General features: G+C 53.3%; 19 protein-coding genes. 7 read left to right on the top strand and 12 right to left on the bottom strand.

Annotation, left to right across the window (positions count from 1 at the left end):
• Nucleotides 1-64 precede the first annotated feature (64 nt).
• The 4 genes from HV311_RS21185 to folA all read left to right on the top strand — a co-directional run bounded on the left by HV311_RS21185 (nucleotide 65) and on the right by folA (nucleotide 3465).
• Nucleotides 65-298, top strand: coding sequence for a YgdI/YgdR family lipoprotein (locus HV311_RS21185; protein ID WP_003018880.1), 234 nt, complete (start codon nucleotides 65-67; stop codon nucleotides 296-298).
• 103 nt (nucleotides 299-401) lie between these two features.
• Nucleotides 402-932 (top strand): glutathione-regulated potassium-efflux system oxidoreductase KefF, encoded by a 531-nt coding sequence (kefF, locus tag HV311_RS21180; RefSeq protein ID WP_016151660.1) that lies wholly within the window; start codon nucleotides 402-404, stop codon nucleotides 930-932.
• Nucleotides 925-2787, top strand: a complete 1863-nt coding sequence (gene kefC / locus HV311_RS21175; RefSeq protein ID WP_191220431.1) for a glutathione-regulated potassium-efflux system protein KefC — start codon at nucleotides 925-927, stop codon at nucleotides 2785-2787. Before kefF ends, kefC begins: the two co-directional genes overlap by 8 nt.
• Before the next feature lie 198 nt (nucleotides 2788-2985).
• Nucleotides 2986-3465, top strand: coding sequence for a type 3 dihydrofolate reductase (gene folA, locus HV311_RS21170; protein ID WP_016151662.1), 480 nt, complete (start codon nucleotides 2986-2988; stop codon nucleotides 3463-3465).
• Between the two features lie 94 nt (nucleotides 3466-3559).
• Here folA and apaH read toward each other — a convergent pair whose 3' ends face one another.
• From apaH to lptD, 6 genes are read right to left on the bottom strand one after another with little or no spacing between them, the layout of a single operon-like run.
• Nucleotides 3560-4408 (bottom strand): bis(5'-nucleosyl)-tetraphosphatase (symmetrical) ApaH, encoded by an 849-nt coding sequence (apaH, locus tag HV311_RS21165; RefSeq protein ID WP_016151663.1) that lies wholly within the window; start codon nucleotides 4406-4408, stop codon nucleotides 3560-3562.
• A 10-nt stretch (nucleotides 4409-4418) separates the two neighbouring features.
• Complete coding sequence (gene apaG, locus HV311_RS21160) at nucleotides 4419-4796, bottom strand: Co2+/Mg2+ efflux protein ApaG (RefSeq protein ID WP_003018867.1); 378 nt, start codon at nucleotides 4794-4796, stop codon at nucleotides 4419-4421.
• 2 nt (nucleotides 4797-4798) lie between these two features.
• Nucleotides 4799-5620: a 16S rRNA (adenine(1518)-N(6)/adenine(1519)-N(6))-dimethyltransferase RsmA gene (gene rsmA / locus HV311_RS21155; protein WP_003018865.1), complete on the bottom strand. Its 822-nt coding sequence runs from the start codon at nucleotides 5618-5620 to the stop codon at nucleotides 4799-4801.
• On the bottom strand, nucleotides 5613-6605 hold the full coding sequence (gene pdxA / locus HV311_RS21150; RefSeq protein ID WP_016151664.1) for a 4-hydroxythreonine-4-phosphate dehydrogenase PdxA: 993 nt from the start codon (nucleotides 6603-6605) through the stop codon (nucleotides 5613-5615). Before pdxA ends, rsmA begins: the two co-directional genes overlap by 8 nt.
• Nucleotides 6605-7891 carry a peptidylprolyl isomerase SurA gene (surA, locus tag HV311_RS21145; RefSeq protein ID WP_191220430.1) on the bottom strand — a complete coding sequence of 429 codons (1287 nt, stop codon included), beginning with the start codon at nucleotides 7889-7891 and terminating at the stop codon, nucleotides 6605-6607. The genes pdxA and surA overlap by 1 nt, the downstream gene beginning before the upstream one ends.
• A 53-nt stretch (nucleotides 7892-7944) precedes the next feature.
• On the bottom strand, nucleotides 7945-10305 hold the full coding sequence (gene lptD / locus HV311_RS21140; RefSeq protein WP_191220429.1) for an LPS assembly protein LptD: 2361 nt from the start codon (nucleotides 10303-10305) through the stop codon (nucleotides 7945-7947).
• A 343-nt stretch (nucleotides 10306-10648) separates the two neighbouring features.
• On the opposite strand from lptD, the gene djlA reads away from it, so the two are divergent.
• Nucleotides 10649-11464 (top strand): co-chaperone DjlA, encoded by an 816-nt coding sequence (gene djlA / locus HV311_RS21135; RefSeq protein WP_005124510.1) that lies wholly within the window; start codon nucleotides 10649-10651, stop codon nucleotides 11462-11464.
• Nucleotides 11465-11559: 95 nt separating this feature from the next.
• Here the strand turns inward: djlA and rluA are convergent, their stop codons facing one another.
• From rluA to polB, 3 genes are all read right to left on the bottom strand, one after another.
• Nucleotides 11560-12219, bottom strand: a complete 660-nt coding sequence (gene rluA / locus HV311_RS21130; protein WP_191220428.1) for a bifunctional tRNA pseudouridine(32) synthase/23S rRNA pseudouridine(746) synthase RluA — start codon at nucleotides 12217-12219, stop codon at nucleotides 11560-11562.
• An 11-nt stretch (nucleotides 12220-12230) separates the two neighbouring features.
• Entirely contained in the window at nucleotides 12231-15137 is a 2907-nt protein-coding gene (gene rapA / locus HV311_RS21125; RefSeq protein ID WP_047498352.1) for an RNA polymerase-associated protein RapA, read from the bottom strand.
• Nucleotides 15138-15314: 177 nt separating this feature from the next.
• Complete coding sequence (gene polB, locus HV311_RS21120) at nucleotides 15315-17666, bottom strand: DNA polymerase II (protein ID WP_191220427.1); 2352 nt, start codon at nucleotides 17664-17666, stop codon at nucleotides 15315-15317.
• Between the two features lie 598 nt (nucleotides 17667-18264).
• Between polB and HV311_RS21115 the strand changes: the two genes are divergently transcribed.
• Nucleotides 18265-18648, top strand: a complete 384-nt coding sequence (locus tag HV311_RS21115) for a DUF4751 family protein (RefSeq protein WP_016155677.1) — start codon at nucleotides 18265-18267, stop codon at nucleotides 18646-18648.
• 44 nt (nucleotides 18649-18692) lie between these two features.
• On the opposite strand, the gene araD is transcribed toward HV311_RS21115, so the two are convergent.
• Genes araD through araB form a run of 3 tightly spaced genes read right to left on the bottom strand, consistent with a single transcriptional unit; the run spans nucleotide 18693 to nucleotide 22668 of the window.
• Nucleotides 18693-19388, bottom strand: coding sequence for an L-ribulose-5-phosphate 4-epimerase (gene araD / locus HV311_RS21110; protein ID WP_047358339.1), 696 nt, complete (start codon nucleotides 19386-19388; stop codon nucleotides 18693-18695).
• A gap of 57 nt (nucleotides 19389-19445) precedes the next feature.
• Nucleotides 19446-20948, bottom strand: coding sequence for an L-arabinose isomerase (gene araA / locus HV311_RS21105; RefSeq protein WP_016155678.1), 1503 nt, complete (start codon nucleotides 20946-20948; stop codon nucleotides 19446-19448).
• A 10-nt stretch (nucleotides 20949-20958) separates the two neighbouring features.
• A complete protein-coding gene (gene araB, locus HV311_RS21100) occupies nucleotides 20959-22668 on the bottom strand; it encodes a ribulokinase (RefSeq protein WP_075847948.1) in 1710 nt (569 codons plus the stop codon).
• Nucleotides 22669-23007: 339 nt separating this feature from the next.
• Between araB and araC the strand changes: the two genes are divergently transcribed.
• Nucleotides 23008-23853, top strand: a complete 846-nt coding sequence (gene araC / locus HV311_RS21095) for an arabinose operon transcriptional regulator AraC (protein ID WP_003018834.1) — start codon at nucleotides 23008-23010, stop codon at nucleotides 23851-23853.
• The last annotated feature ends 29 nt before the right edge of the window (nucleotides 23854-23882 follow it).

The raw sequence follows: 23882 nt of genomic DNA, 5'->3' as shown, positions 1-23882 counted from the left end.
CAGTCAGTTAGCCTACAGTTAACGGGTATATCACTGAAAACGACTGAAAAGCAGGGAGAACACCATGCAAAAACATATTCTGATCACCTCTATTTTTACCGCAGCAGCACTGTTCACCGTAGCCGGTTGCTCCTCGAACCAGGCGGTTAAAACTACCGATGGCAAAACAATCGTGACCGACGGCAAACCGCAAGTCGATGATGATACAGGCCTGGTGTCGTACAAAAATGCGCAAACGGGTAAGACGGAACAAATTAACCGCGATCAGGTTAAAGATATGAGCGAACTGGATAACTAGTTCAGTTTTCTCCATTCAACCACTCAATAATATTGACTGTTAGCCTGCGGATTAACTGACTAAACTCACTGTTATTACAATAATGCAGTGAAACAGGCTAATCATGATCCTCATCATTTATGCGCATCCCTATCCGCAGCACTCGCATGCGAATAAGCGGATGCTTGAACAGGCAAGGATGCTGGAGGGCGTGGAGATCCGCTCGCTCTACCAGCTCTACCCCGACTTCAATATCGATATTGCCGCTGAACAGGATGCGCTGGCGCGCGCTGATTTGATTATCTGGCAGCATCCTATGCAATGGTATAGCACACCTCCCTTACTCAAGCTGTGGATGGATAAGGTCCTTTCGCACGGTTGGGCATATGGCCACGGCGGGACTGCGCTCCACGGTAAACATCTGCTGTGGGCAGTGACGACCGGCGGCGGCGAAAACCACTTTGATATTGGCTCCCATCCCGGATTTGATGTGCTTTCCCAGCCCTTACAGGCAACGGCACTCTACTGTGGCCTCAAATGGCTGCCGCCGTTTGCGATGCACTGTACGTTTATCTGTGATGATGAAACTCTGCAGGCGCAGGCGCGTCATTACAAACAGCGTCTGTTGGAGTGGCAGGAGGTTCATCATGGATAACCATACGCTAATACAGGCGCTGATTTATCTCGGATCGGCGGCGCTGATTGTCCCCATTGCCGTGCGACTGGGGCTAGGGTCAGTGCTGGGGTATCTCATCGCAGGGTGCATTATTGGACCATGGGGTCTGAGGATGGTGACCGACGCTGAATCAATCCTGCATTTTGCCGAGATTGGCGTGGTGTTGATGCTGTTTGTCATCGGTCTGGAGCTGGATCCGCAACGTTTGTGGAAACTGCGGGCCTCGGTGTTCGGTGGTGGTGCGCTGCAGATGGTGGTATGCGGCGGTCTGATTGGTTTGTTCTGTATGTTCCTCGGCCTGCGCTGGCAGGTAGCGGAACTGATCGGCATGACGCTGGCGCTTTCCTCCACGGCTATTGCTATGCAGGCGATGAATGAACGGAACCTGATGGTTTCGCAAATGGGACGCAGCGCGTTTGCCGTGCTGTTGTTCCAGGATATCGCCGCTATTCCTCTGGTGGCGATGATCCCATTACTTGCGGCGAGCGGCGCATCGACAACGCTTGGGGCGTTTGCGCTCTCCGCCCTTAAAGTGGCGAGCGCCCTGGTGCTGGTGGTGTTGCTGGGGCGTTATGTGACGCGTCCGGCCTTGCGTTTTGTCGCTCGTTCTGGCCTGCGGGAAGTATTCAGTGCCGTTGCGCTGTTCCTCGTTTTTGGCTTCGGTCTGCTGTTGGAAGAGGTTGGACTGTCGATGGCGATGGGGGCGTTCCTGGCTGGCGTGCTGCTGGCAAGCTCTGAGTATCGTCACGCGCTGGAAAGCGATATCGAGCCATTTAAAGGGCTGCTGCTGGGACTGTTTTTCATCGGCGTCGGGATGTCTATCGACTTTGGTACGCTGATTGATAATCCCTTGCGCATTATCATTCTGTTGGTCGGTTTCCTGGTTATCAAAACTGTCATGCTGTGGCTGATAGCGAAACCCTTACAGGTGCCGAACAAGCAGCGCAGATGGTTTGCCGTGTTATTAGGGCAGGGCAGTGAGTTTGCCTTCGTGGTGTTTGGCGCGGCGCAAATGGCAAACGTGCTTGATCCTGATTGGGCGAAATCTCTGACGCTGGCGGTGGCGCTGTCGATGGCGGCGACGCCGATTTTACTGGTAATTCTGACGCGTCTGGAAAAATTGGCGACCGGTGAAGAGCGGGAAGCAGATGAAATCGACGAGGAACAACCTCGGGTGATCATCGCCGGGTTTGGGCAATTTGGTCAGATAACCGGTCGTCTGTTGTTGTCGAGCGGGGTCAAAATGGTGGTTCTTGATCATGACCCGGACCATATCGAAACGCTGCGTAAATTCGGCATGAAGGTTTTCTATGGCGATGCGACGCGGATGGATCTGCTGGAGTCTGCCGGGGCGGCTAAAGCTGAAGTTATTATTAACGCCATTGATGATCCGCAAACCAGCCTGCAACTGACCGAAATGGTGAAACAGTATTTCCCGCATCTGCAAATTATTGCCCGTGCGCGCGATGTGGATCATTACATCCGCCTGCGCCAGGCTGGCGTGGAGATGCCGGAACGTGAAACCTTTGAGGGCGCGCTGAAGACCGGACGTCTGGCACTGGAAGGTCTTGGGCTTGGACGCTATGAAGCGCGTGAGCGGGCCGATGTATTCCGCCGCTTCAACACGCTGATGGTTGAGGAGATGGTGAAAGGGGAAAATGACGCAACGTCCCGCGCGGCGGTATATAAACGCACCAGCGAAATGCTGAGTGAAATTATTGCGGAAGATCGTCAGCACTTATCATTAATTCAACGCCATGGCTGGCAAGGCACGGATGAAGGTAAGCATACGGGCGACGTCGCCGATGAGCCGGAAGTGAAACCGTCAGTATAGGGTAAAAAATGTGATGTTCTGCAAACTTTACTGCTAATTGGCTGTTTTTGAACTACTGTAATGCTGGCGTACCACCTTAAATAGGTCGGTTCGCCAGCAGAACGGAAAATTTTCATGCTCATCCTCTTTCCGCCAGTCGACGAAAGATTGCGCTTTCCGTATAGTGGCGACAATTTTTTTGTATCCGGGAAACATTCAATGATCAGTCTGATTGCGGCGTTAGCGGTAGATCGCGTCATCGGTATGGAAAATGCCATGCCATGGAACCTACCTGCCGATCTCGCCTGGTTTAAACGTAATACCTTAAACAAGCCGGTTGTCATGGGACGCCACACGTGGGAATCCATCGGGCGACCGTTGCCAGGGCGTAAAAATATCGTCATCAGCAGCAAGCCTGGCACCGACGATCGCGTGCAGTGGGTGAAGTCTGTTGAGGAAGCGATCGCGGCCTGTGGCGATGAACCTGAAATCATGGTTATTGGCGGTGGGCGTGTGTATGAGCAGTTCCTGCCGAAAGCGCAGAAACTGTATCTGACACACATTGATGCGGAAGTTGAAGGGGATACGCATTTCCCGGACTACGAACCGGATGACTGGGAATCGGTGTTCAGTGAATTCCACGATGCTGACGCGCAAAACTCCCACAGCTACTGCTTCGAGATTTTGGAACGTCGTTAATGTGGATGCCTGATGGCGTTGCGCTAATCAGGCCTACAGATTGCACATTCGTCTGCCGGATTAGGTGTAAGCACCGCCATCCGGCAGACGGCTATCAGGCGTTGACGGCCTCGCCGGGATCCAGATTCAGATGGCGATTTGATGGCTGTACAAAGTACTGTTTGTCTTCCCAACGCAGACAGGTGAGATCCCCGCCCCAGCAACACCCCGTATCTAACGCGTAAATACCTTCTGGCGTGCCTTTGCCCTCCAGCGATGCCCAGTGCCCGAATGCAATGCTATAGGCTTCACTGACCGGTCCAGGAATGGCAAACCACGGCTTCAGCGGGGCAGGCGCATCTTCTGGCGACTCTTTGCTGTACATATCCAACTGACCGTTGGGGAAGCAGTAACGCATGCGGGTAAACGCGTTGGTAATAAAACGCAGGCGCGCCAGCCCCGTCAGCTCCGGGGTCCAGTTATTTGGCATGTCGCCGTACATGGCATCAAGGAAGAATGGATAAGAGTCGCTCGACAGCACGGCTTCAACATCGCGAGCACAGTCCTTCGCCGTCTGCAGATCCCACTGTGGGGTAATCCCTGCATGCGCCATGACCAGTTTCTTCTCTTCATCAACCTGCAACAGCGGCTGACGACGTAGCCAGTTAAGCAGCGTGTCAGCATCCGGTGCCTCAAGCAGCGGCGTGAGCCGGTCTTTCGGTTTATTACGGCTGATGCCAGCAAACACGGCCAACAGGTGTAAATCGTGATTACCGAGGACTAACCGCACGCTGTCGCCCAGCGATTTAACGTAGCGCAAAACGTCTAACGACCCTGGCCCACGCGCGACCAGATCGCCGGTGAGCCATAAGGTGTCTTGTTCTGGATTAAAGTCAACCTGGTGCAGCAAGGCTACCAGTTCATCGTAACAACCGTGAACGTCGCCAATGAGGTATGTTGCCATAGCTATTGTTTTAATGAATGAGTGTAGGAACGGCGAGTCGGAACACGGGAATGTCGATGGTAAAGGCGATCCCTTGCTCATCGATCATTTCGTAATGACCCTGCATGGTGCCCAGCGGTGTTTCAATCACCGCACCGCTGGTGTACTGGTACTCTTCGCCAGGTTCGATGTGGGGCTGAACGCCAACCACGCCTTCGCCCTGAACTTCGGTTTCACGGCCATGACCATTGGTGATCAACCAATAACGCCCTAACAGCTGCACAGGCGCTCGCCCCAAATTGCGGATAGTCACGGTATAAGCAAAAACGTAACGTTCATCATCAGGTGAGGATTGCGCCTCAATGTAGACGCTTTGTACCTGAATGCACACTCGGGGCGAATTGATCATGTTTAACTCTCCTTCGATGGCGCGTTTTCTGACAGATAGTTAGCCATCCGGCAGTATTGCGCGACAGAGATATTTTCCGCTCGCATCGCCGGATCAACGCCCAGCTCTGTTAGTACTTCAACGCTAAACAGGTTGCCGAGACTATTACGTACCGTTTTGCGACGCTGATTAAACGCTTCAGTGGTAATACGGCTCAGCACACGAACATCTTTAACGGGGTACGGCATTGTCGCGTGAGGGACCAGACGCACCACGGCGGAATCGACTTTAGGCGCAGGCGTAAATGCGGATGGCGGCACTTCAAGTACCGGGATCACATTGCAGTAATACTGCGCCATGACGCTTAATCGACCATACGCTTTACTGTTTGGCCCTGCAACCAGACGGTTGACCACCTCTTTTTGCAACATGAAATGCATGTCGGCGATGGCATCAGTATAGGAAAAAAGATGGAACATGAGCGGCGTGGAGATGTTATACGGCAGGTTGCCGAATACGCGCAGCGGCTGACCCATCGTTTGTGCGAGTTCGCCGAAGTTCATGGTCATGGCATCTTGCTGATAAATAGTCAGCTTCGGCCCTAAAAACGGGTGTGTTTGCAGGCGGGCGGCGAGATCGCGGTCCAGCTCAATGACCGTGAGCTTGTCCAGGCGTTCGCCTACAGGTTCGGTCAACGCTGCCAGGCCCGGGCCGATTTCGACCATAGCCTGACCTTTCTGCGGGTTGATAGCAGAGACAATACTTTCGATCACAAACTGATCGTTGAGGAAGTTTTGCCCGAAACGTTTACGGGCTAAGTGGCCCTGATGGACTCGATTATTCATTGGTATTAACAATCATTTTGATGGCGAGATTAAGCGCCGTAATAAAACTGCCGACATCTGCTTGCCCACGACCCGCAAGTTCAAGCGCGGTGCCGTGATCGACGGATGTGCGAATAAAGGGCAGGCCCAGCGTGATATTCACACCGCGACCAAATCCCTGGTATTTTAGCACGGGGAGACCCTGATCGTGGTACATTGCCAGCACAGCATCCGCGTGGTCGAGATATTTGGGCTGAAACAGCGTATCTGCGGGCAGCGGGCCGTTTAATTTCATCCCCTGCGCACGCAGTTCATCAAGGACAGGAATGAGGGTGTCTATCTCTTCCGTTCCCATATGACCACCTTCACCGGCATGCGGGTTAAGACCGCACACCAGAATATGCGGATCGGCAATGCCAAACTTGGTGCGCAAATCATGATGCAAAATACCGATCACTTCTTTAAGCAGAGCAGGCGTAATGGCGTCGGCAACGGCTCTGAGCGGCAAATGAGTGGTTGCCAGGGCAACGCGCAGCGCTTCAGTCGCCAGCATCATGACGACTTTCTTTGCCTGTGAGCGCTCTTCAAAAAACTCGGTATGTCCGGTAAACGGGACGCCTGCGTCATTGATTACGCCCTTGTGTACCGGACCGGTAATCAGCGCCGCAAACTCACCTTGCAGACAACCATCGCAGGCGCGAGCCAGCGTATCCACCACATATTGTCCGTTCTCTACCGCCAACTGACCCGCGATAACAGGCGCCCGCAGAGCAATCGGCAACAGCGTCAACGTACCTGCTGATTGCGGTCTGGCTGGGGTATCTGGAGAGTATGGGAGGAGTGAAAGCGGTAAACCGAGCATTGCTGCCCGGTCACTGAGGAGTGCGGCATCCGCACAGACAACGAGTTCTACAGGCCACTCACGCTGGGCGAGCTGAACCACCAGGTCCGGGCCAATCCCGGCGGGTTCGCCGGGAGTGATCACAACGCGTTGAATACGAGTCATTAGTTGCTCAGAACTTTAACGTAGGCGCTGGCGCGCTGTTCCTGCATCCAGGTTGCCGCTTCTTCCGAGAATTTACGGTTCATCAGCATACGATAAGCTCTGTCTTTCTGCGCCGCGTCAGTTTTATCAACGTTACGCGTGTCCAGCAGCTCGATCAGATGCCACCCGAAAGAGGAGTGCACCGGGGTACTCATCTGGCCTTTGTGAAGTTTGGTCAGCGCATCGCGGAAAGCGGGATCGAAAATATCCGCTGCAGCCCAGCCCAGATCGCCGCCCTGGTTGGCAGAACCCGGATCCTGAGAAAACTCTTTAGCCGCTGCCGCGAAGGTTGTTTTACCGCTCTTAATATCAGCTGCGATTTGTTCCAGCTTCAGACGCGCCTGTTGATCGGTCATGATCGGCGATGGCTTGAGCAGAATATGGCGGGCATGAACTTCAGTCACGGAGAGGCTCTGGCTTTGACCACGCATATCGTTGACTTTCAGGATGTGGAAGCCGACACCAGAACGAATTGGGCCGATGATATCGCCTTTTTTCGCGGTGCTTAGCGCCTGGGCAAAGATGCCTGGCAGCTCCTGAATACGTCCCCAACCCATCTGGCCGCCTTTCAGCGCCTGCTGGTCAGCGGAATAGGTGATAGCCAGTTTGCCGAAATCACTACCGTTACGCGCTTCATCAACAACAGAGCGCGCCTGACTTTCAGCCGCGTTAACCTGGTCAGAAGTTGGGTTTTCCGGTAATGGGATCAGAATGTGACTCAGGTTCAGCTCGGTGCTGGCATCGTTTTGGTTGCCGACCTGCTGCGCCAGAGCATCCACTTCCTGAGGCAGGATAGTAACGCGACGGCGAACTTCGTTGTTACGCACTTCAGAGATGGTCATCTCTTTGCGGATCTGGTTACGATAGGTCGAATAGCTTAAGCCATCCTGTGCCAGACGGCTGCGCATCTGATCCAGCGTCATGTTGTTTTGCTTGGCGATGTTGGCAATCGCCTGATCCAGTTGCTCGTCAGAGATTTTAACACCCATCTTCTGACCCATCTGCAGGAGGATTTGATCCATGATCAAACGTTCCAGGATCTGATGACGCAGCGTGGCGTCGTCCGGTAATTGTTGACCAGCCTGACCCGCATTAAGTTTTACTGACTGCATTAAGCCATCGACGTCGCTTTCCAGAACGACGCCGTTATTGACGACGGCTGCGACTTTATCGACTACCTGCGGGGCAGCGAAACTGGTATTCGCGATCATGGCGATACCGAGAAGCAGCGTTTTCCAGTTCTTCATACTTTTTCCATTTCAATTAACCGCAAAGCGGATTACGTTGTAAATCAATCAGATCATAAAGAGCTTTGATACGGCAAAATGTTAGAACGCAACATTTGGTTGGTGCCGAGACCGTAGTTAGAACTCAGGCCGCGTAGTTCGATATTAAAGCCGATCGTGTTGTCATAAACTGCATGTTGCTGAGTGTCATCCCAGCCGTTCAGCTTACGTTCGTAGCCGAAGCGAATGGCGTAACAGCAGGAGTTGTACTGCAGTCCCAGCATGGAATCTGCTTCTTTGTTCACGTTGGTATCGAAGTAGTAAGCCCCGACAATCGACCAGCGGTCGGCGATCGGGAAGCTTGCTACCGCGCCCACCTGTGAAATCCCGTTTTTATACTGCTCTGCTGTAGAGTAGTAAGACGGCAGGGTTGCCTGGATATATTCAGAGCTGGCATAACGGTAGTTCAGCTGCAGCATACGGTTTTCGTCGCGGCGGTATTCGATACTGCTGCTGCTGGTTGCAACGCTGTCCAGACGCGTGTCGTACTGGATCCCACTGCGTAAACCCCAGCGATCGGAGATGCGCCAGTAGGTGTCGCCAGCCCATACCAGTGAGCCCGTTTTGTCGTCATTCTCCCATTTAATGTTGTCATCGCCAGTGCGAGACTCGGTGAAATAGTAGATTTGACCCACAGAAATATTAAAACGTTCAACGGCCGCGTCATCATAAACGCGAGATGTGACCCCGGTCGTTACCTGGTTGGCAGATGCGATGCGGTCCAGACCGCCATAGGTACGATCACGGAACAGGCCGCTGTAGTCAGATTGCAGCAGGGACGAGTCATAGTTATAGATATGACTTTGGTCGCGATACGGTACATACAGGTACTGAGCACGGGGCTCCAGCGTTTGGGTATAGCCCGGCGCTAACATGTTCATGTCGCGCTCGAAGATCATCTTGCCGTCAACTTTAAACTGCGGCATAACACGGTTGGCAGAATCATCGAGCTTGTTAACGTTACTCGGGTTGTTGTTGTACCAATCCAGGTTAGTTTGCTGATAGTGCGTTGCCAGCAGTTTCGCTTCGGTATTGATACTTCCCCAGTTATTCGACAATGGCAGGTTGATGGTCGGTTCGAGGTGAACACGCGTTGCTTCCGGCATGTTGTCGTTGGTATTAACGAAATGGACCGCCTGCCCATAAATTCGGGTGTCAAACGGACCGACGTCATTCTGATAGAAGTTGACGTCTAACTGTGGCTGAGCGGAATAGCTACTGTTGTTCTGATCGTCAAAGACCTGGAACTGCTTGGTCGAAACTGTCGCATCAAAGTTTTGTACCGCATAGCCGACGCTGAATTTTTGCGTGGCGTAGCCGTCAGTACTGGAACCGTACTTGTTGTCAAAGTCGTTAAAGTAGCTGGAATCGCTGACCTTGGTGTAGTCGACGTTAAAACGCCACACCTGATCCATTACACCGGCGTGCTGCCAGTAGAACAGCCAGCGGCGGGAATTATCATCCTTCGGGTGTTCATCCTCGTACACTTTATCGGAATTCAGATAGTCGAACTCCATCAGACCTGCGCCCGCCTGGGTGAGGTAGCGGAATTCGTTCTCCCACATGATACCGCCACGACGATGTATATAATGCGGCGTGATGGTGGCGTCCATATTGGGCGCAATGTTCCAATAATACGGGAGATAGAACTCAAAATAGTTATTGGTAGAGTATTTTGCGTTCGGGATCAGGAAACCAGAGCGACGCTTATCGCCGACGGGTAACTGTAAATAAGGACTGTAAAAGACCGGAACCGGACCCAGTTTAAAACGGGCGTTCCAGATCTCTGCGACCTGTTCTTCACGGTCGTGAATGACTTCGCTACCGACGACGCTCCAGGTATTGGAACCTGGCAGACAGGAGGTGAAGCTACCGTTTTCCAGAATGGTATAGCGGTTTTCCCCACGCTGCTTCATCAGATCGGCTTTTCCGCGCCCCTGACGACCTACCATCTGATAATCACCTTCCCAGATGTTGGTATCTTTGGTATTCAGATTAGACCAGCCCTTCGGCCCCTTCAGAATAACCTGATTGTCATCATAATGGACATTGCCCAGCGCATCGACGGTACGAACTGGCTCCGGCTGGCCTTCTGCCTGCTTCTGATGAAGCTGCACTTCGTCGGCCTGCAGGCGGCTGTTACCCTGTGCGATGTCCACATTGCCGGTAAACACCGCGTCATCCGGGTAATTCCCTTTCGCGTTGTCAGCAGTGATGGTGACGGGTAATTCATTAGTCTCGCCCTGTACCAGAGGACGGTCATAGCTTGGCACGCCCAGCATACACTGTGAGGCGAGATCGGCTGCCAGACCCTGATGGCTATAGAGGGCGCTGGCAATCATGGTGGCCAGAAGAGTGGGAATACGTTTTTTCATACGTTGTATTTATTGTTCCATCATCAGTAGCGTCGCGCGTGACAAACGGTCACAGCCTAACTTATCTCATCTTCACTTCGCTAGTATTAATCCTGCCCATTTTATCCCGCCACCTTTCAAGCTGCATCTTCGTTCCAGACGAATTGGTCACTGCGTTGCCGCCTTGTTGCAACTCGAAATCCAACGGGTATAGCGTTTGTGGTGTTAGGCACGGCATAGAATGACAGGTATGATAATGCAAATTATAGGCGATGTCCCACAATTGACCGCAGCCGTAAATCGGTAAAAGCACCTTATATTGTGGGACATATCCTGGCTGAGAGCAGAAAGATTTGGGGAGTCTATGCAGTATTGGGGAAAGATAATTGGTGTCGCCGTGGCCTTAATGATGGGCGGCGGCTTCTGGGGTGTGGTTCTGGGCCTGTTAGTTGGTCACATGTTCGACAAAGCCCGCATGCGCAAAATGGCGTGGTTTGCCAACCAGCGTGAACGCCAGGCGCTGTTTTTTGCCACCACTTTTGAGGTGATGGGGCATCTGACCAAATCCAAAGGTCGCGTCACGGAAGCCGATATCCATATCGCCAGTCAATTGATGGATCGAATGAATTTGCACGGCGACTCGCGTACCGCCGCGCAACATGCCTTCCGGGTGGGAAAATCGGACAATTACCCATTACGTGAAAAAATGCGTCAGTTTCGCAGCGTCTGTTTTGGTCGCTTCGATCTGATCCGCATGTTTCTGGAGATTCAGATCCAGGCGGCTTTTGCCGATGGGTCGTTGCATCCGAACGAGCGTGAAGTGCTGTATGTGATTGCTGAAGAGTTGGGGATCTCACGTACCCAGTTTGATCAGTTTCTGCGCATGATGCAGGGCGGCGCCCAGTTTGGCGGCGGATATCAGCAGCAGTCCGGCGGCGGTGGCTGGCAGCAGGCGCAACGCGGTCCGACGCTGGAAGACGCCTGCAATGTGCTGGGTGTGAAAGCGACCGATGATGCGACCACCATTAAGCGCGCATACCGTAAGCTGATGAGCGAGCACCATCCGGACAAACTGGTGGCGAAAGGCCTGCCGCCAGAAATGATGGAAATGGCGAAGCAAAAAGCACAGGAAATTCAAAAAGCTTACGAGCTAATTAAAGAACAGAAAGGTTTTAAATAATCGTTATGCCGGATGGCAGCTAGCGCCTTATCCGGCCTACGTTAATAAATGTAGGCCGGGTAAGCGAAGCCCACCGGCCTAAATGGGGCCAGCGTTTAAAAATCTGCTGGAACTTTAAACGTCATACTGTTGCCGTATTCGGGATGCGTGATAGTTAACATCTCTGCGTGCAGCAGCAGGCGCGGCGCTAACGCCAGGGCCTGTGGCGGGGCGTAGAAGCGGTCGCCCAGAATCGGATGCCCTAATGCCAGCATATGCACACGCAACTGGTGGGAGCGTCCGGTAATGGGTTTGAGCACGACCCGGGCGGTGTTATCTTCCGCAAACTCCACCACTTCATACTCGGTCTGCGCCGATTTTCCGGCCTCATAACACACTTTCTGCTTTGGCCGATTCGGCCAGTCGCAAATCAGCGGTAAATCAACCAGCCCCTCGGCCGGAGCGGGATGTCCCCAGACGCGTGCGACATACTGTTTCTTCGGCTCGCGTTCGCGAAACTGGCGCTTTAGCTCGCGCTCTGCCGCTTTAGTTAGCGCCACTACAATCACGCCGCTGGTTGCCATATCCAGACGATGTACGGATTCAGCCTGCGGGTAATCGCGCTGAATACGCGTCATCACGCTGTCTTTGTGTTCATCCAGACGACCCGGCACGGACAACAAGCCGCTCGGCTTGTTGACCACCATAATGTGCTCATCCTGATACAGGATAACCAGCCAGGGTTCCTGCGGCGGATTATAGTTTTCCATCCCCATGTCAGGCTCCGTTACTGATGTGTCACGACGATCAGGCGCAGGGCATCCAGACGCCATCCCGCCTGATCCAGGCTTTCCATCACCAGCTGACGATTGCTTTCAATGGCGCTGAGTTCGTCATCACGGATGTTCGGGTTAACGGCACGCAGCGCTTCCAGACGGGAGAGTTCAGCCGTCAGCTTCTCGTCCGCTTCTTTGCGCGCCGCGTCGATCAGCGCGCGGGCCGATTTTTCTACCTGCGCTTCACCGAGTTGCAGAATGGCATGAACATCCTGCTGAACGGCGTTGACCAGTTTACTGCCGGTGTGGCGGTTAACGGCGCTGAGCTGACGGTTAAAGGTTTCGAATTCAACCTGCGCGGCAAGGTTGTTGCCGTTTTTGTCCAGCAGCATGCGTACCGGAGTTGGCGGCAGGAAGCGGTTTAGCTGCAGCTGTTTTGGCGCTTGCGCTTCAACGACGTAGACCAGTTCAACCAGCAGAGTACCGACCGGTAATGCTTTGTTTTTCAGCAAAGAAATGGTGCTGCTTCCGGTGTCGCCGGAGAGGATCAGATCCAGACCATTACGGATCAGCGGATGCTCCCAGGTAATAAACTGCGCGTCTTCACGCGACAGGGCAACATCACGCTCAAACGTAATGGTACAGCCATCTTCCGGCAGCCCAGGGAAATCCGGCACCAGCATATGATCGGACGGTGTCAGCACGATCAAATTGTCGCCACGGTCATCCTGATTAATACCAACGATATCAAACAGGTTCATGGCGAAGGCGATCAGGCTGGTATCGTCGTCCTGTTCTTCAATACTCTCAGCCAGCGCCAGCGCTTTTTCGCCGCCGTTAGAGTGGATCTCCAGCAGGCGATCGCGACCTTGCTCCAGTTGCGCTTTCAGCGCGTCATGCTGTTCGCGACAGGTTTTGATCAGATCGTCAAAGCCATCGGTGTTTTCTGGCTCAGCCAGGTAGCCGATCAGATTGTTATATACCGTGTCATAGATGGTACGTCCGGTCGGGCAAGTGTGTTCGAACGCATCCAGACCTTCGTGGTACCAACGCACCAGCACGGATTGCGCGGTTTTTTCCAGGTATGGAACGTGGATCTGGATATCATGCACCTGACCAATACGGTCCAGACGGCCAATACGCTGTTCCAGCAGGTCCGGATTGAAAGGCAGATCAAACATCACCAGATGGCTGGCGAACTGGAAGTTACGCCCTTCGGAGCCGATTTCAGAGCACAGCATCACCTGGGCGCCGCTATCTTCTTCGCTAAACCAGGCCGCAGCGCGGTCACGTTCAATGATCGACATCCCTTCATGGAACACGGCGGCGCGGATACCTTCGCGCTCGCGCAGAACCTGCTCCAGTTGAAGCGCAGTGGTGGCTTTCGCACAGATGACCAGAACTTTTTGCGAGCGGTGGCTGGTCAGGTAGCCCATCAGCCATTCCACGCGCGGGTCAAAGTTCCACCAGGTGCCGGTGTCGCCTTCGAATTCCTGATAAATCTGCTCCGGGTAGAGCATGTCGCGCGCGCGGTCTTCCGCACTCTTACGCGCGCCCATAATGCCGGAGACTTTAATGGCCGTCTGGTATTGGGTTGGCAACGGCAATTTGATGGTATGCAGCTCGCGTTTAGGGAAGCCTTTCACACCGTTACGGGTATTTCGGAACAGCACGCGGCTGGTGCCGTGGCGGTCCATCAGCATCGAAACCAGCTCCTGACGCGCGCTCTGGGCGTCTTCGCTGTCGCTGTTTGCCGCCTGCAATAACGGCTCAATGTCCTGTTCGCCAATCATGTCACCTAACATGTTCAGCTCATTGTTACTCAGCTTGTTGCCAGCCAGTAACATGGCGACGGCGTCGGCGACCGGACGGTAATTTTTCTGTTCTTCAACAAACTGGGCGAAATCGTGGAAGCGGCTTGGATCCAGTAGACGCAGGCGCGCAAAGTGGCTTTCCAGGCCCAGCTGTTCCGGCGTTGCGGTCAGCAGCAGGATGCCTGGTACGCGCTCTGCCAGCTGTTCAACGGCCATATATTCACGGCTGGGCGCGTCTTCGCTCCACACCAGGTGATGGGCTTCATCGACAATCAGCAGATCCCATTCGGCATCACACAGGTGCTCCAGACGCTGTTTACTGCGACGGGCAAAGTCCAGCGAACAGATAACCAACTGTTCGGTTTCAAACGGGTTGTAGGCATCGTGCTGCGCTTCTGCATAACGCTCATCATCAAACAGCGCAAAGCGCAGGTTGAAACGACGCAGCATTTCGACCAGCCACTGGTGTTGTAACGTCTCCGGGACGATGATCAGCACGCGCTCTGCGGCGCCTGACAGCAGCTGTTGATGCAGGATCATCCCTGCTTCAATGGTTTTACCTAAACCAACTTCGTCTGCCAGTAGCACGCGAGGGGCATGACGACGGCCGACATCATGGGCAATGTTGAGCTGGTGGGGGATCAGGCTGGTACGTTGACCACGCAAACCACTCCACGGCATACGGTACTGTTCGCTCTGAAATTTACGTGCGCGATAGCGCAGCGCAAAGCGGTCCATACGGTCAATCTGGCCGGCAAACAGGCGATCCTGGGGTTTACTGAAAACCAGTTTGCTGTCGAGCAGCACTTCACGCAGCGTTACACCGGTTTCTTCGGTATCAAGGCGGGTTCCGATATAGGCAAGCAGGCCGTTTTCTTCTTTTACTTCATCGACATGCAGTTGCCAGCCTTCATGGCTCGTTATCGTGTCGCCAGGATTGAACATCACGCGGGTCACGGGGGAATCACTGCGCGCATACAGACGGTTTTCACCCGTCGATGAGAAAAGTAAAGTGACGGTTCGCGCATCCATGGCGACAACAGTACCAAGTCCCAATTCGCTTTCTGTATCGCTGATCCAGCGTTGACCAAGTGTAAAAGGCATATATGTTCGGCTCTATATCTTTAATTGCAGGCAATACTCGTCATTTTCCGGGCTAGTCCCCGTTATTGAGAGCATACGACCCCGCTACCAGGCTAATAAATCAGTGGTAGGGGTGTTAAATGGGTCCAGGAATGGAAAGGGCGCTATGGTACTGGATGGCGGCGGTTTCGTCACGCGTCAAAATAACCCCAGTTGTCCTGTGAGTAGTGTAGCAAAATTATCATCAATAAAGGGAAGAATTCCCTCGGCAACCGGCTGGATCTGGCGGGTCAGATAATGCTCGTAATCAAGTGCAGATTGCTGATAATCAACAGGTTCAGGTCCATTTATCGTCCAGACATATTTAATCGTGCCACGATTCTGATACTGCTGCGGACGCCCCAGTTTGACATTCTGCTCATCAGCGAGCCGCGCGGCGCGAACGTGTGGCGGAACATTCCGCTGGTATTCGCTCAGCGGGCGGCGCAGGCGTTTGCGGTACACCAGGTGTTCATCCAGTTCACCCGCCATCAGACGGTCGATAGTCTCGCGAACAAACTCTTGATAAGGCTCGTTACGAAAAATTCGCAGGTACAGCTCCTGCTGAAACTGCTGGGCCAGCGGCGTCCAGTCGGTTCGTACCGTTTCCAGACCTTTAAATACCATGCGTTGCTCAGCACCTGACTGAATCATTCCGGCGTAGCGTTTTTTGCTGCCGGTATCCGCACCGCGAATGGTCGGCATCAGAAAGCGACAAAAGTGGGTTTCAAATTCCAGCTCCAGCGCGCTGGTCAGGTTTTGCTGCTTCAGCGATTGCGCCCACCAGTTGTTGACATAGCTCACCAGATCCCGACCAATCCGGGCCGCATCGTCTTCCGAGTGCGCCTTTTTAAGCCAGACAAAGGTGGAGTCGGTGTCGCCATAGATGACGTCGTAACCCTGAGCCTCAATCAGCGCTTTGGTCTGACGCATGATCGCGTGACCGCGCATGGTGATAGACGAAGCCAGCCTCGGGTCGAAAAAGCGGCAGGCGGTGGTGCCAAGCACGCCGTAAAACGCGTTCATGATGATTTTCAGCGCCTGTGAGAGCGGCTTATTGCCGCGGCGTTTGGCTTCATCGCGCCCATGCCAGATCTGGGTAACGATTTCCGGCAGACAGTGCTTTTTGCGTGAGAACCAGGCGTCAAGGAACCCCTCGGTACTGTGTTCCCGATCCGGCTGTGCCATCCCTTCGATAAGTCCCACTGGATCGATCAAAAAAGTACGAATAATTGACGGGTACAGGCTTTTGTAATCCAGCACCAGCACGGAGTCGTACAAACCCGGGCGCGAGTCCATCACGTAGCCACCGGGGCTGGCGTGCGCGGGAACTTCCCCCAGATTCGGTGCCACATAGCCCGCCCGGTGCATTCGCGGTAGGTAGAGATGGCCGAAGGCGGCAACGGAACCGCCGTGCCGGTCGACCGGCAGGCCGTTTACCGTCGATCGTTCCAGCAAAAATGGCATGATCTCGGTTTTATGAAAAATACGCGTGACCAGCTCACAGTCTTTGAGATTGTAGGTGGCAAGCGCGGGCTTATCCTGGGCAAACCGGCGATCTATTTCGTCCATCCTGTCCCAGGGATTATCTATCGACTTCCCTTCGCCCAGCAGCTCCTGTGACACCGTTTCCAGCGAAAAGGATGAGAAATTCCAGAATGCGGATTTAAGCGCCTCAATGCCGTCGATAATCAGGCGACCTTTAGCCTGCGCGAAGAATACGCCGTTTTTGAAGCCATGTTCGCGCCACTCCAGCTCGCTATTGTCACGGCCAAAACGCAGGGGAATGCGGTAACGTTCGGCATGCTTTTGCAGGACGCGTAAATCGAATTGCACGACGTTCCAGCCGATTACCACATCAGGATCGTGACGGGCAATCCAGTCGTTGAGCTTTTCCAGTAACTGCGGGCGGCTTGCGACATATTCAAGTTCAAAATCCAGCGCTGAGGCATCGCCGTTTGCCGGGCCGAGCATGTAGACAATACGCTGCCCACAGCCTTCAAGGCCGATACAGTAGAGTTCGCCGTGTCGCGTGGTTTCGATATCCAGCGAGACCCATTTCAGCGGCGGTCGATAGTCAGGGTTCGGCTTCAACCGGGCATTAACCAGCGTACCGTTATGTCTGTCGCCTTCAACCCAAACAGGTGAGGTGATAAAACGCTCCATCAGATACCGTTCCGGCGGACGCACGTCGGCCTCGTAGACGGTAATTGCGTTTTCACGCAGCAGCTTTTCCAGCCGCATAAGCTGGCGATGTGAGCGGCAATACAGGCCGGAAACGGGCTGGCGGTGGAAGTCTTGCAATTGCAGCGGCGTCAGACGATAGCCGTTTTCATTGCGTAATAATGACGCTACGCGAGGAACCTGACTGACAGGAATAAACGCGACCGACTCCTGAGGCGCGAGCGTGACCTGTAGCGGCCCGTCGTCCGTAGCCAGCCAGAATGTGACCTCAGTTCCCTGCGGGGTGTCCCGCCAGTGCCGGGTTAAAATAAAGCCTGCCTGCGCCACGCTGCGTACCCATTAAAAAACCAGGCATTATTATAGCCTGGTTTACACGATTGTACTGTTATTTTGTACAGTTAAAAATGAGAACTGCGGGCAGTTATTGTGACAGTAACAGTAAAATGCCCTCCGCAGTAAAAGTGTTACTGGATAGGGTTTGATATTTAATAAATGAATGCCTTAATTGAAAACTCTTCCTTGAATTATTTTATTGGCCTGTCATGGCTATTTGTATCTATTATTCTTTTGTAATTATATTTGTTTCATAAATTGGAAGTCCGTTTCAGGATTTTTATGTCATTTTCGGAATCGTGCTCGTACGGTTTTGTTACTCATCCCTCGGTTCAGGAAAAATGGTTCTTTTTTTATTTGTTTTTATTCATGGATAGTGTAACTATTTTAATCAAACACTCGGGTTACCTGGTTGAATATAATATATTTTTATGGCTTGCTATTGTCTGGATAAAAACGGATTTTCGGTTCGATTTCGTCGGGAATATCTCTCTGTATAATTTGATTTTATCGCTGAATATAATTTTATTCATCAGATATCTCGGGTGTTTTATATCAATAGCTTGGGGGCGTAGTGTTATGGAGGCCTATTATGGATATTTATACTCAGGCGTTACAGGTAGGATATGATCACTATTTATTTGTTAATACTCAGTTATCTAACCCTACAATTAAATCAGTAAGTCAATATATTGAGTATAGAACGTGGTCAGGTCAAATTTGGCGTACTGAGGTTATTGAACGTGGGAATGCTTTCTTTCACTGGCAAGGGCATGACAGAATAAATGGTCATCGTGATACGGTGATTAATTATCTGTTGAATGGACAGCGCTGGCAGTCAACGATTACAGATTACATTTTCTTTCATTCACTGGATGGTGAAGAGGCGCAGGGACATTATGACAACGTGATTAAATACGTTTGTGCTAATAACTGTGTGTATCGAAGTGCGTTTGCGGAATATATAAAGGAATAACCAGAGAGCGCGCCACCGAGATTCCGGGCGCGCTCAGATTGTTTTCACTGACCGTAGTAGGCTTTTGCGCCGTGTTTACGTAGGTAATGTTTATCTAACAGGGTTTGCTGCATATCCGGCAATTGCGGCGCGAGCTGGCGACAGAAGATCCCCATGTAGGCGACTTCTTCCAGCACGATGGCATTGTGTACCGCATCTTCGGCGTTTTTTCCCCACGCAAACGGACCGTGAGAGTGCACCAGCACGCCAGGCATCTGCGAAGCGTCAATGCCTTGTTTCTCAAAGGTTTCAACGATCACGTTACCGGTTTCCCGCTCATATTCGCCGTTGATTTCTTCCTCGGTCATTTTCCGTGTGCAGGGAATCGATCCGTAGAAATAGTCCGCATGGGTGGTACCCGTGGCTGGAATCGACTGGCCCGCCTGCGCCCAGATGGTTGCATGACGCGAATGGGTATGAACAATGCCGCCAATGGTCGGGAATGCCTGATACAGCAGACGGTGCGTTGGGGTGTCGGAGGAGGGTTTCTTCGTACCTTCTACAACCTCACCGGTGGCGATACTGACTACGACCATATCTTCTGCGGTCATAACGCTGTAATCGACCCCGGAAGGTTTTATCACAAACACGCCGCGCTCGCGATCGACGGCACTCACGTTCCCCCAGGTCAAGGTGACCAGGTGGTGCTTAGGCAACGCCAGATTGGCTTCCAGCACCTGACGTTTGAGATCTTCTAACATGTTGATTCCTCTGTGCCGGATGGCGGGCAAGCGCAGAGCCACCCGGCAACAACATAATTAACGTTTAAAACCGTAATAGACGTCGTTCCAGCGCAGCGCGTCCTTAAAGGCCGGCAGGCGGGTATCGTTGTCGATCACGGCGATCTCGATATCGTGCATTTCAGCGAACTGGCGCATATCGTTCAGATCCAGCGCGTGGCTGAAGACGGTGTGGTGCGCGCCACCGGCCAGGATCCAGGCTTCAGATGCGGTTGGCAGATCAGGCTGGGCTTTCCACAATGCGTTAGCCACCGGCAGTTTCGGCAGGGAGTGCGGTGTTTGAACCGTGTCGATGCAGTTAACCAGCAGGCGATAGCGATCGCCAAGATCGATCAGGCTGGCAACGACTGCCGGACCAGTTTTGGTGTTGAAGATCAGACGAGCGGGATCGTCTTTGCCACCAATGCCGAGATGCTGAACGTCGAGGATCGGTTTATCTTCCACCGCGATAGACGGGCATACTTCCAGCATGTGCGAGCCGAGCACCAGATCGTTGCCTTTCTCGAAGTGGTAGGTGTAATCCTCCATAAATGAGGTGCCGCCCTGCAGACCGGTTGACATCACCTTCATGATGCGAAGCAGAGCGGCGGTTTTCCAGTCGCCTTCGCCCGCAAAGCCGTAGCCTTGCTGCATCAGACGCTGTACGGCCAGACCCGGGAGCTGTTTCAGGCCGTGTAAATCTTCAAATGTCGTGGTAAAGGCGTGGAATCCGCCCTGTTCCAGGAAGCGCTTCATCCCCAGTTCAATACGGGCCGCTTCCAGTACGTTTTGACGTTTCTCACCGTGGACTTGCGTTGCCGCCGTCATGGTGTAGGTGCTTTCATACTCATCGATTAGCGCGTTGATTTCGCCGTCGCTAATGGAGTTCACTACCTGCACCAGATCGCCTACGGCCCAGGTATTTACCGAGAAGCCGAATTTGATCTGCGCAGCGACTTTATCGCCATCGGTGACCGCGACTTCACGCATGTTGTCGCCAAAACGGCAGACTTTCAGATGGCGGGTATCCTGTTTGGACACGGCCTGGCGCATCCAGGAGCCGATGCGTTCGTGCGCTTGTTTGTCCTGCCAGTGACCGGTGACCACGGCGTGCTGTTGACGCATACGTGCGCCGATGAAGCCGAACTCACGGCCGCCGTGCGCGGTCTGGTTCAGGTTCATAAAGTCCATATCAATGCTGTCCCACGGCAGGGCGGCGTTGAACTGGGTATGGAATTGCATCAGCGGCTTGTTGAGGATAGTCAGACCGTTAATCCACATTTTGGCCGGAGAGAAAGTGTGCAGCCAGACCACCAGACCTGCGCAGCGATCGTCGTAGTTAGCGTCACGACAAATAGCGGTAATCTCGTCAGGTGAAGTACCCAGCGGTTTTAAAACCAGTTTGCAGGGCAGTTTAGCTTCAGTATTCAGCGCGTTAACGACGTGCTCGGCATGTTGGGTTACCTGACGCAGGGTTTCAGGGCCATACAGATGCTGGCTACCAATCACAAACCACACTTCATAGTTATCAAAAATCGTCATTGTCGTGTCCTTAATGTGTCAGGGTTGCCTGGTCTACCGGGGTTTGTTGCGCCGGAGCGGCAGTCGGAAGGTATTGTTGTTCAGCGCTTATCGCCCACTGCTGGTAGCGGCGGTAAAGCTGTTCAAAACGTTGAGCCTGCTCTGGTCGAGGTTGCAGCGTGTTTTCCACGGCGCTTGCCATCTGTTGCTGAGCGGCTGGGATATCGGTGTGTACTTTCGCGGCAACGGCGGCAAAGATAGCCGCACCGAGTGCGCAGCACTGGTCTGAAGCGACAATCTGTAGCGGACGGTTGAGCACGTCACAGCAGGCCTGCATGATGACCGGATTTTTACGGGCGATGCCGCCTAGCGCCATTACGTTGTTAACCGCAATGCCTTGTTCGGTGAAGCATTCCATGATGGCGCGTGCACCAAAGGCGGTGGCGGCAATCAGACCGCCGAACAGCGCTGGCGCGTCGGTTGCCAGATTCAGATCGGTAATCACCCCTTTCAGACGCTGGTTGGCATTGGGCGTACGGCGACCGTTGAACCAGTCGAGCACCACCGGCAAATGATCCAGCGACGGATTTCTCGCCCAGGCTTCGGTTAGCGCTGGTAGCAGCTGTTTTTGGCTGGCTTTAATCTGGGTCTTCAGCTCCGGGTGTTGCGTGGCAAGCTGCTCCAGCGGCCAGCTCAGCACACGGCTAAACCAGGCATAGATATCGCCGAACGCGGACTGGCCTGCCTCGAGGCCAATAAAATGCGGCACCACGCTGCCATCAACCTGGCCGCAAATGCCTTTCACCGCGCGCTCGCCGACGCTGTGTTTGTCAGCAATCAGAATGTCGCAGGTCGACGTGCCAATGACTTTCACCAGCGTATTGGGCTGTGCGCCCGCGCCGACCGCGCCCATATGGCAGTCAAAAGCGCCGCCTGCAATCACCACGCTTTCCGGTAGTCCCAGACGCTGCGCCCACTCGGCGCACAGGGTGCCAACCGGCAGGTCGGCTGTGAAGGTATCGGTAAACATCGGGTATTGCAGATGGCGGTTGAGGATGGGGTCGAGTTCGTCAAAGAAACTGGCTGGCGGTAGACCACCCCAGCTTTCATGCCACAGGGATTTATGCCCGGCGCTGCAGCGACCGCGACGAATATCCTGTGGACGTACGGTATTAGAGAGCAGGGCCGGAACCCAATCGCACAGTTCAATCCACGAAACCGCGGCCTCGGCAACCGCGTGGTCCTGACGGGTCACATGCAGGATTTTGGCCCAGAACCATTCGCTGGAATAAATACCGCCGATATAGCGGGAGTAATCGATCTTGCCCGGTGTGTGGCACAGACGGGTAATTTCTTCAGCTTCTTCTACTGAGGTGTGATCTTTCCACAGGACAAACATTGCATTTGGGTTTTCAGCGAACTCCGGACGCAACGCCAGTACGTTGCCGTCGGCATCGATGGGGGCCGGGGTTGAACCGGTGCTGTCAACGCCAATCCCGACCACTTCCGCACGCTGTTTAACGCTCAGTTCGGCCAGCACGGTTTTCAGCGCCGCTTCCATCGATTCAATGTAGTCGCGTGGATGATGGCGAAACTGGTTGTTTGGGCCATCGCAATACTGTCCTTCCTGCCAACGTGGGTACCACTCTACGCTGGTGGCGATTTCTTCTCCGGTGGCACATTCCACTGCCAAAGCGCGTACTGAATCACTGCCAAAATCGAGGCCAATTGCAATCGCCATCGTCTTACTCCATCCAAAAATACGGGTATGGATAAACAGTAGTTAGTAGGGATAAAAACCGTCAGGCAGGATTCGCTAATCTTATGGACTAAAATGCTGTGGCATCACAAAGTGTGACGCCGTGCAAATAATCAATGTGGACATTTCTGCCGTAGTTATAGACACTTTTGTTAGCCGATTTTAACGTTGGCGCAGTACATATTTTTTACAAAGTGCTTTTCACAAGCGGGGTTGATGGTCCATTACCGCAAACACAGCGGCCCGCAGGGGCGACGGCAATGATGTCTGGTGTAATATGGACAAATTGTTTCTTAGCAGAACATAGGGAGTATTGAAATTATGGCTGAAACGCAAAACGATCCCCTGCTGCCAGGCTATTCGTTTAATGCGCATTTGGTGGCCGGATTAACCCCCATCGAGGCGAACGGATACCTGGATTTTTTTATCGACAGGCCGCTGGGTATGAAGGGCTATATCCTCAATCTCACTATCCGTGGCGAAGGGGTTATCAATAATCAGGGCAAACAATTTGTCTGTCGGCCTGGCGATATTTTGCTGTTTCCGCCCGGAGAAATTCACCACTACGGACGCCATCCTGATGCCAGCGAGTGGTATCACCAGTGGGTTTACTTTCGCCCACGCGCCTACTGGCAGGAGTGGCTGACCTGGCCGGCCATTTTTGCCCAGACTGGATTCTTTCGTCCGGATGAAGCACATCAGCCGCATTTTAACGAACTGTTTGGGCAGATAATCAACGCCGGGCAGGGAGAAGGTCGCTATTCCGAACTGCTGGCGATTAATTTACTGGAGCAGTTATTGCTCCGACGTATGGAAGCCATTAATGAATCGCTGCATCCCCCCATGGACAACCGCGTGCGCGACGCCTGCCAGTACATCAGCGATCACCTGGCGGACAGTAATTTTGATATTGCCAGCGTCGCACAGCACGTCTGCCTGTCGCCTTCCCGTTTGTCGCATCTGTTCCGTCAGCAGTTGGGTATCAGCGTATTAAGCTGGCGCGAGGATCAGCGTATCAGCCAGGCCAAGCTATTGCTGAGTACCACTCGTATGCCCATTGCTACGGTGGGGCGCAATGTTGGCTTTGACGATCAGCTCTATTTTTCTCGCGTTTTCAAAAAATGTACCGGCGCCAGTCCGAGCGAGTTTCGCGCCGGATGTGAATAAAAAGTGAATGATGTGTCCTGAAAGTTGTC

Origin of the sequence: Citrobacter sp. RHBSTW-00881 (assembly GCF_013728515.1) — a bacterium.
Lineage (GTDB): Bacteria > Pseudomonadota > Gammaproteobacteria > Enterobacterales > Enterobacteriaceae > Citrobacter > Citrobacter braakii.
Note: the sequence above shows the minus strand (reverse complement) of the source record. Positions and strands in the feature narration are given on the sequence as shown.

Excerpts from the sequence above, each read along its gene's own strand:
- HV311_RS21185 (WP_003018880.1), top strand. The coding sequence starts at position 65 with ATGCAAAAACATATTCTGATCACCTCTATTTTTACCGCAGCAGCACTG.
- kefF (WP_016151660.1), top strand. The coding sequence starts at position 402 with ATGATCCTCATCATTTATGCGCATCCCTATCCGCAGCACTCGCATGCG.
- kefC (WP_191220431.1), top strand. The coding sequence starts at position 925 with ATGGATAACCATACGCTAATACAGGCGCTGATTTATCTCGGATCGGCG.
- folA (WP_016151662.1), top strand. The coding sequence starts at position 2,986 with ATGATCAGTCTGATTGCGGCGTTAGCGGTAGATCGCGTCATCGGTATG.
- apaH (WP_016151663.1), bottom strand. The coding sequence starts at position 4,408 with ATGGCAACATACCTCATTGGCGACGTTCACGGTTGTTACGATGAACTG.
- apaG (WP_003018867.1), bottom strand. The coding sequence starts at position 4,796 with ATGATCAATTCGCCCCGAGTGTGCATTCAGGTACAAAGCGTCTACATT.
- rsmA (WP_003018865.1), bottom strand. The coding sequence starts at position 5,620 with ATGAATAATCGAGTCCATCAGGGCCACTTAGCCCGTAAACGTTTCGGG.
- pdxA (WP_016151664.1), bottom strand. The coding sequence starts at position 6,605 with ATGACTCGTATTCAACGCGTTGTGATCACTCCCGGCGAACCCGCCGGG.
- surA (WP_191220430.1), bottom strand. The coding sequence starts at position 7,891 with ATGAAGAACTGGAAAACGCTGCTTCTCGGTATCGCCATGATCGCGAAT.
- lptD (WP_191220429.1), bottom strand. The coding sequence starts at position 10,305 with ATGAAAAAACGTATTCCCACTCTTCTGGCCACCATGATTGCCAGCGCC.
- djlA (WP_005124510.1), top strand. The coding sequence starts at position 10,649 with ATGCAGTATTGGGGAAAGATAATTGGTGTCGCCGTGGCCTTAATGATG.
- rluA (WP_191220428.1), bottom strand. The coding sequence starts at position 12,219 with ATGGGGATGGAAAACTATAATCCGCCGCAGGAACCCTGGCTGGTTATC.
- rapA (WP_047498352.1), bottom strand. The coding sequence starts at position 15,137 with ATGCCTTTTACACTTGGTCAACGCTGGATCAGCGATACAGAAAGCGAA.
- HV311_RS21115 (WP_016155677.1), top strand. The coding sequence starts at position 18,265 with ATGGATATTTATACTCAGGCGTTACAGGTAGGATATGATCACTATTTA.
- araD (WP_047358339.1), bottom strand. The coding sequence starts at position 19,388 with ATGTTAGAAGATCTCAAACGTCAGGTGCTGGAAGCCAATCTGGCGTTG.
- araA (WP_016155678.1), bottom strand. The coding sequence starts at position 20,948 with ATGACGATTTTTGATAACTATGAAGTGTGGTTTGTGATTGGTAGCCAG.
- araB (WP_075847948.1), bottom strand. The coding sequence starts at position 22,668 with ATGGCGATTGCAATTGGCCTCGATTTTGGCAGTGATTCAGTACGCGCT.
- araC (WP_003018834.1), top strand. The coding sequence starts at position 23,008 with ATGGCTGAAACGCAAAACGATCCCCTGCTGCCAGGCTATTCGTTTAAT.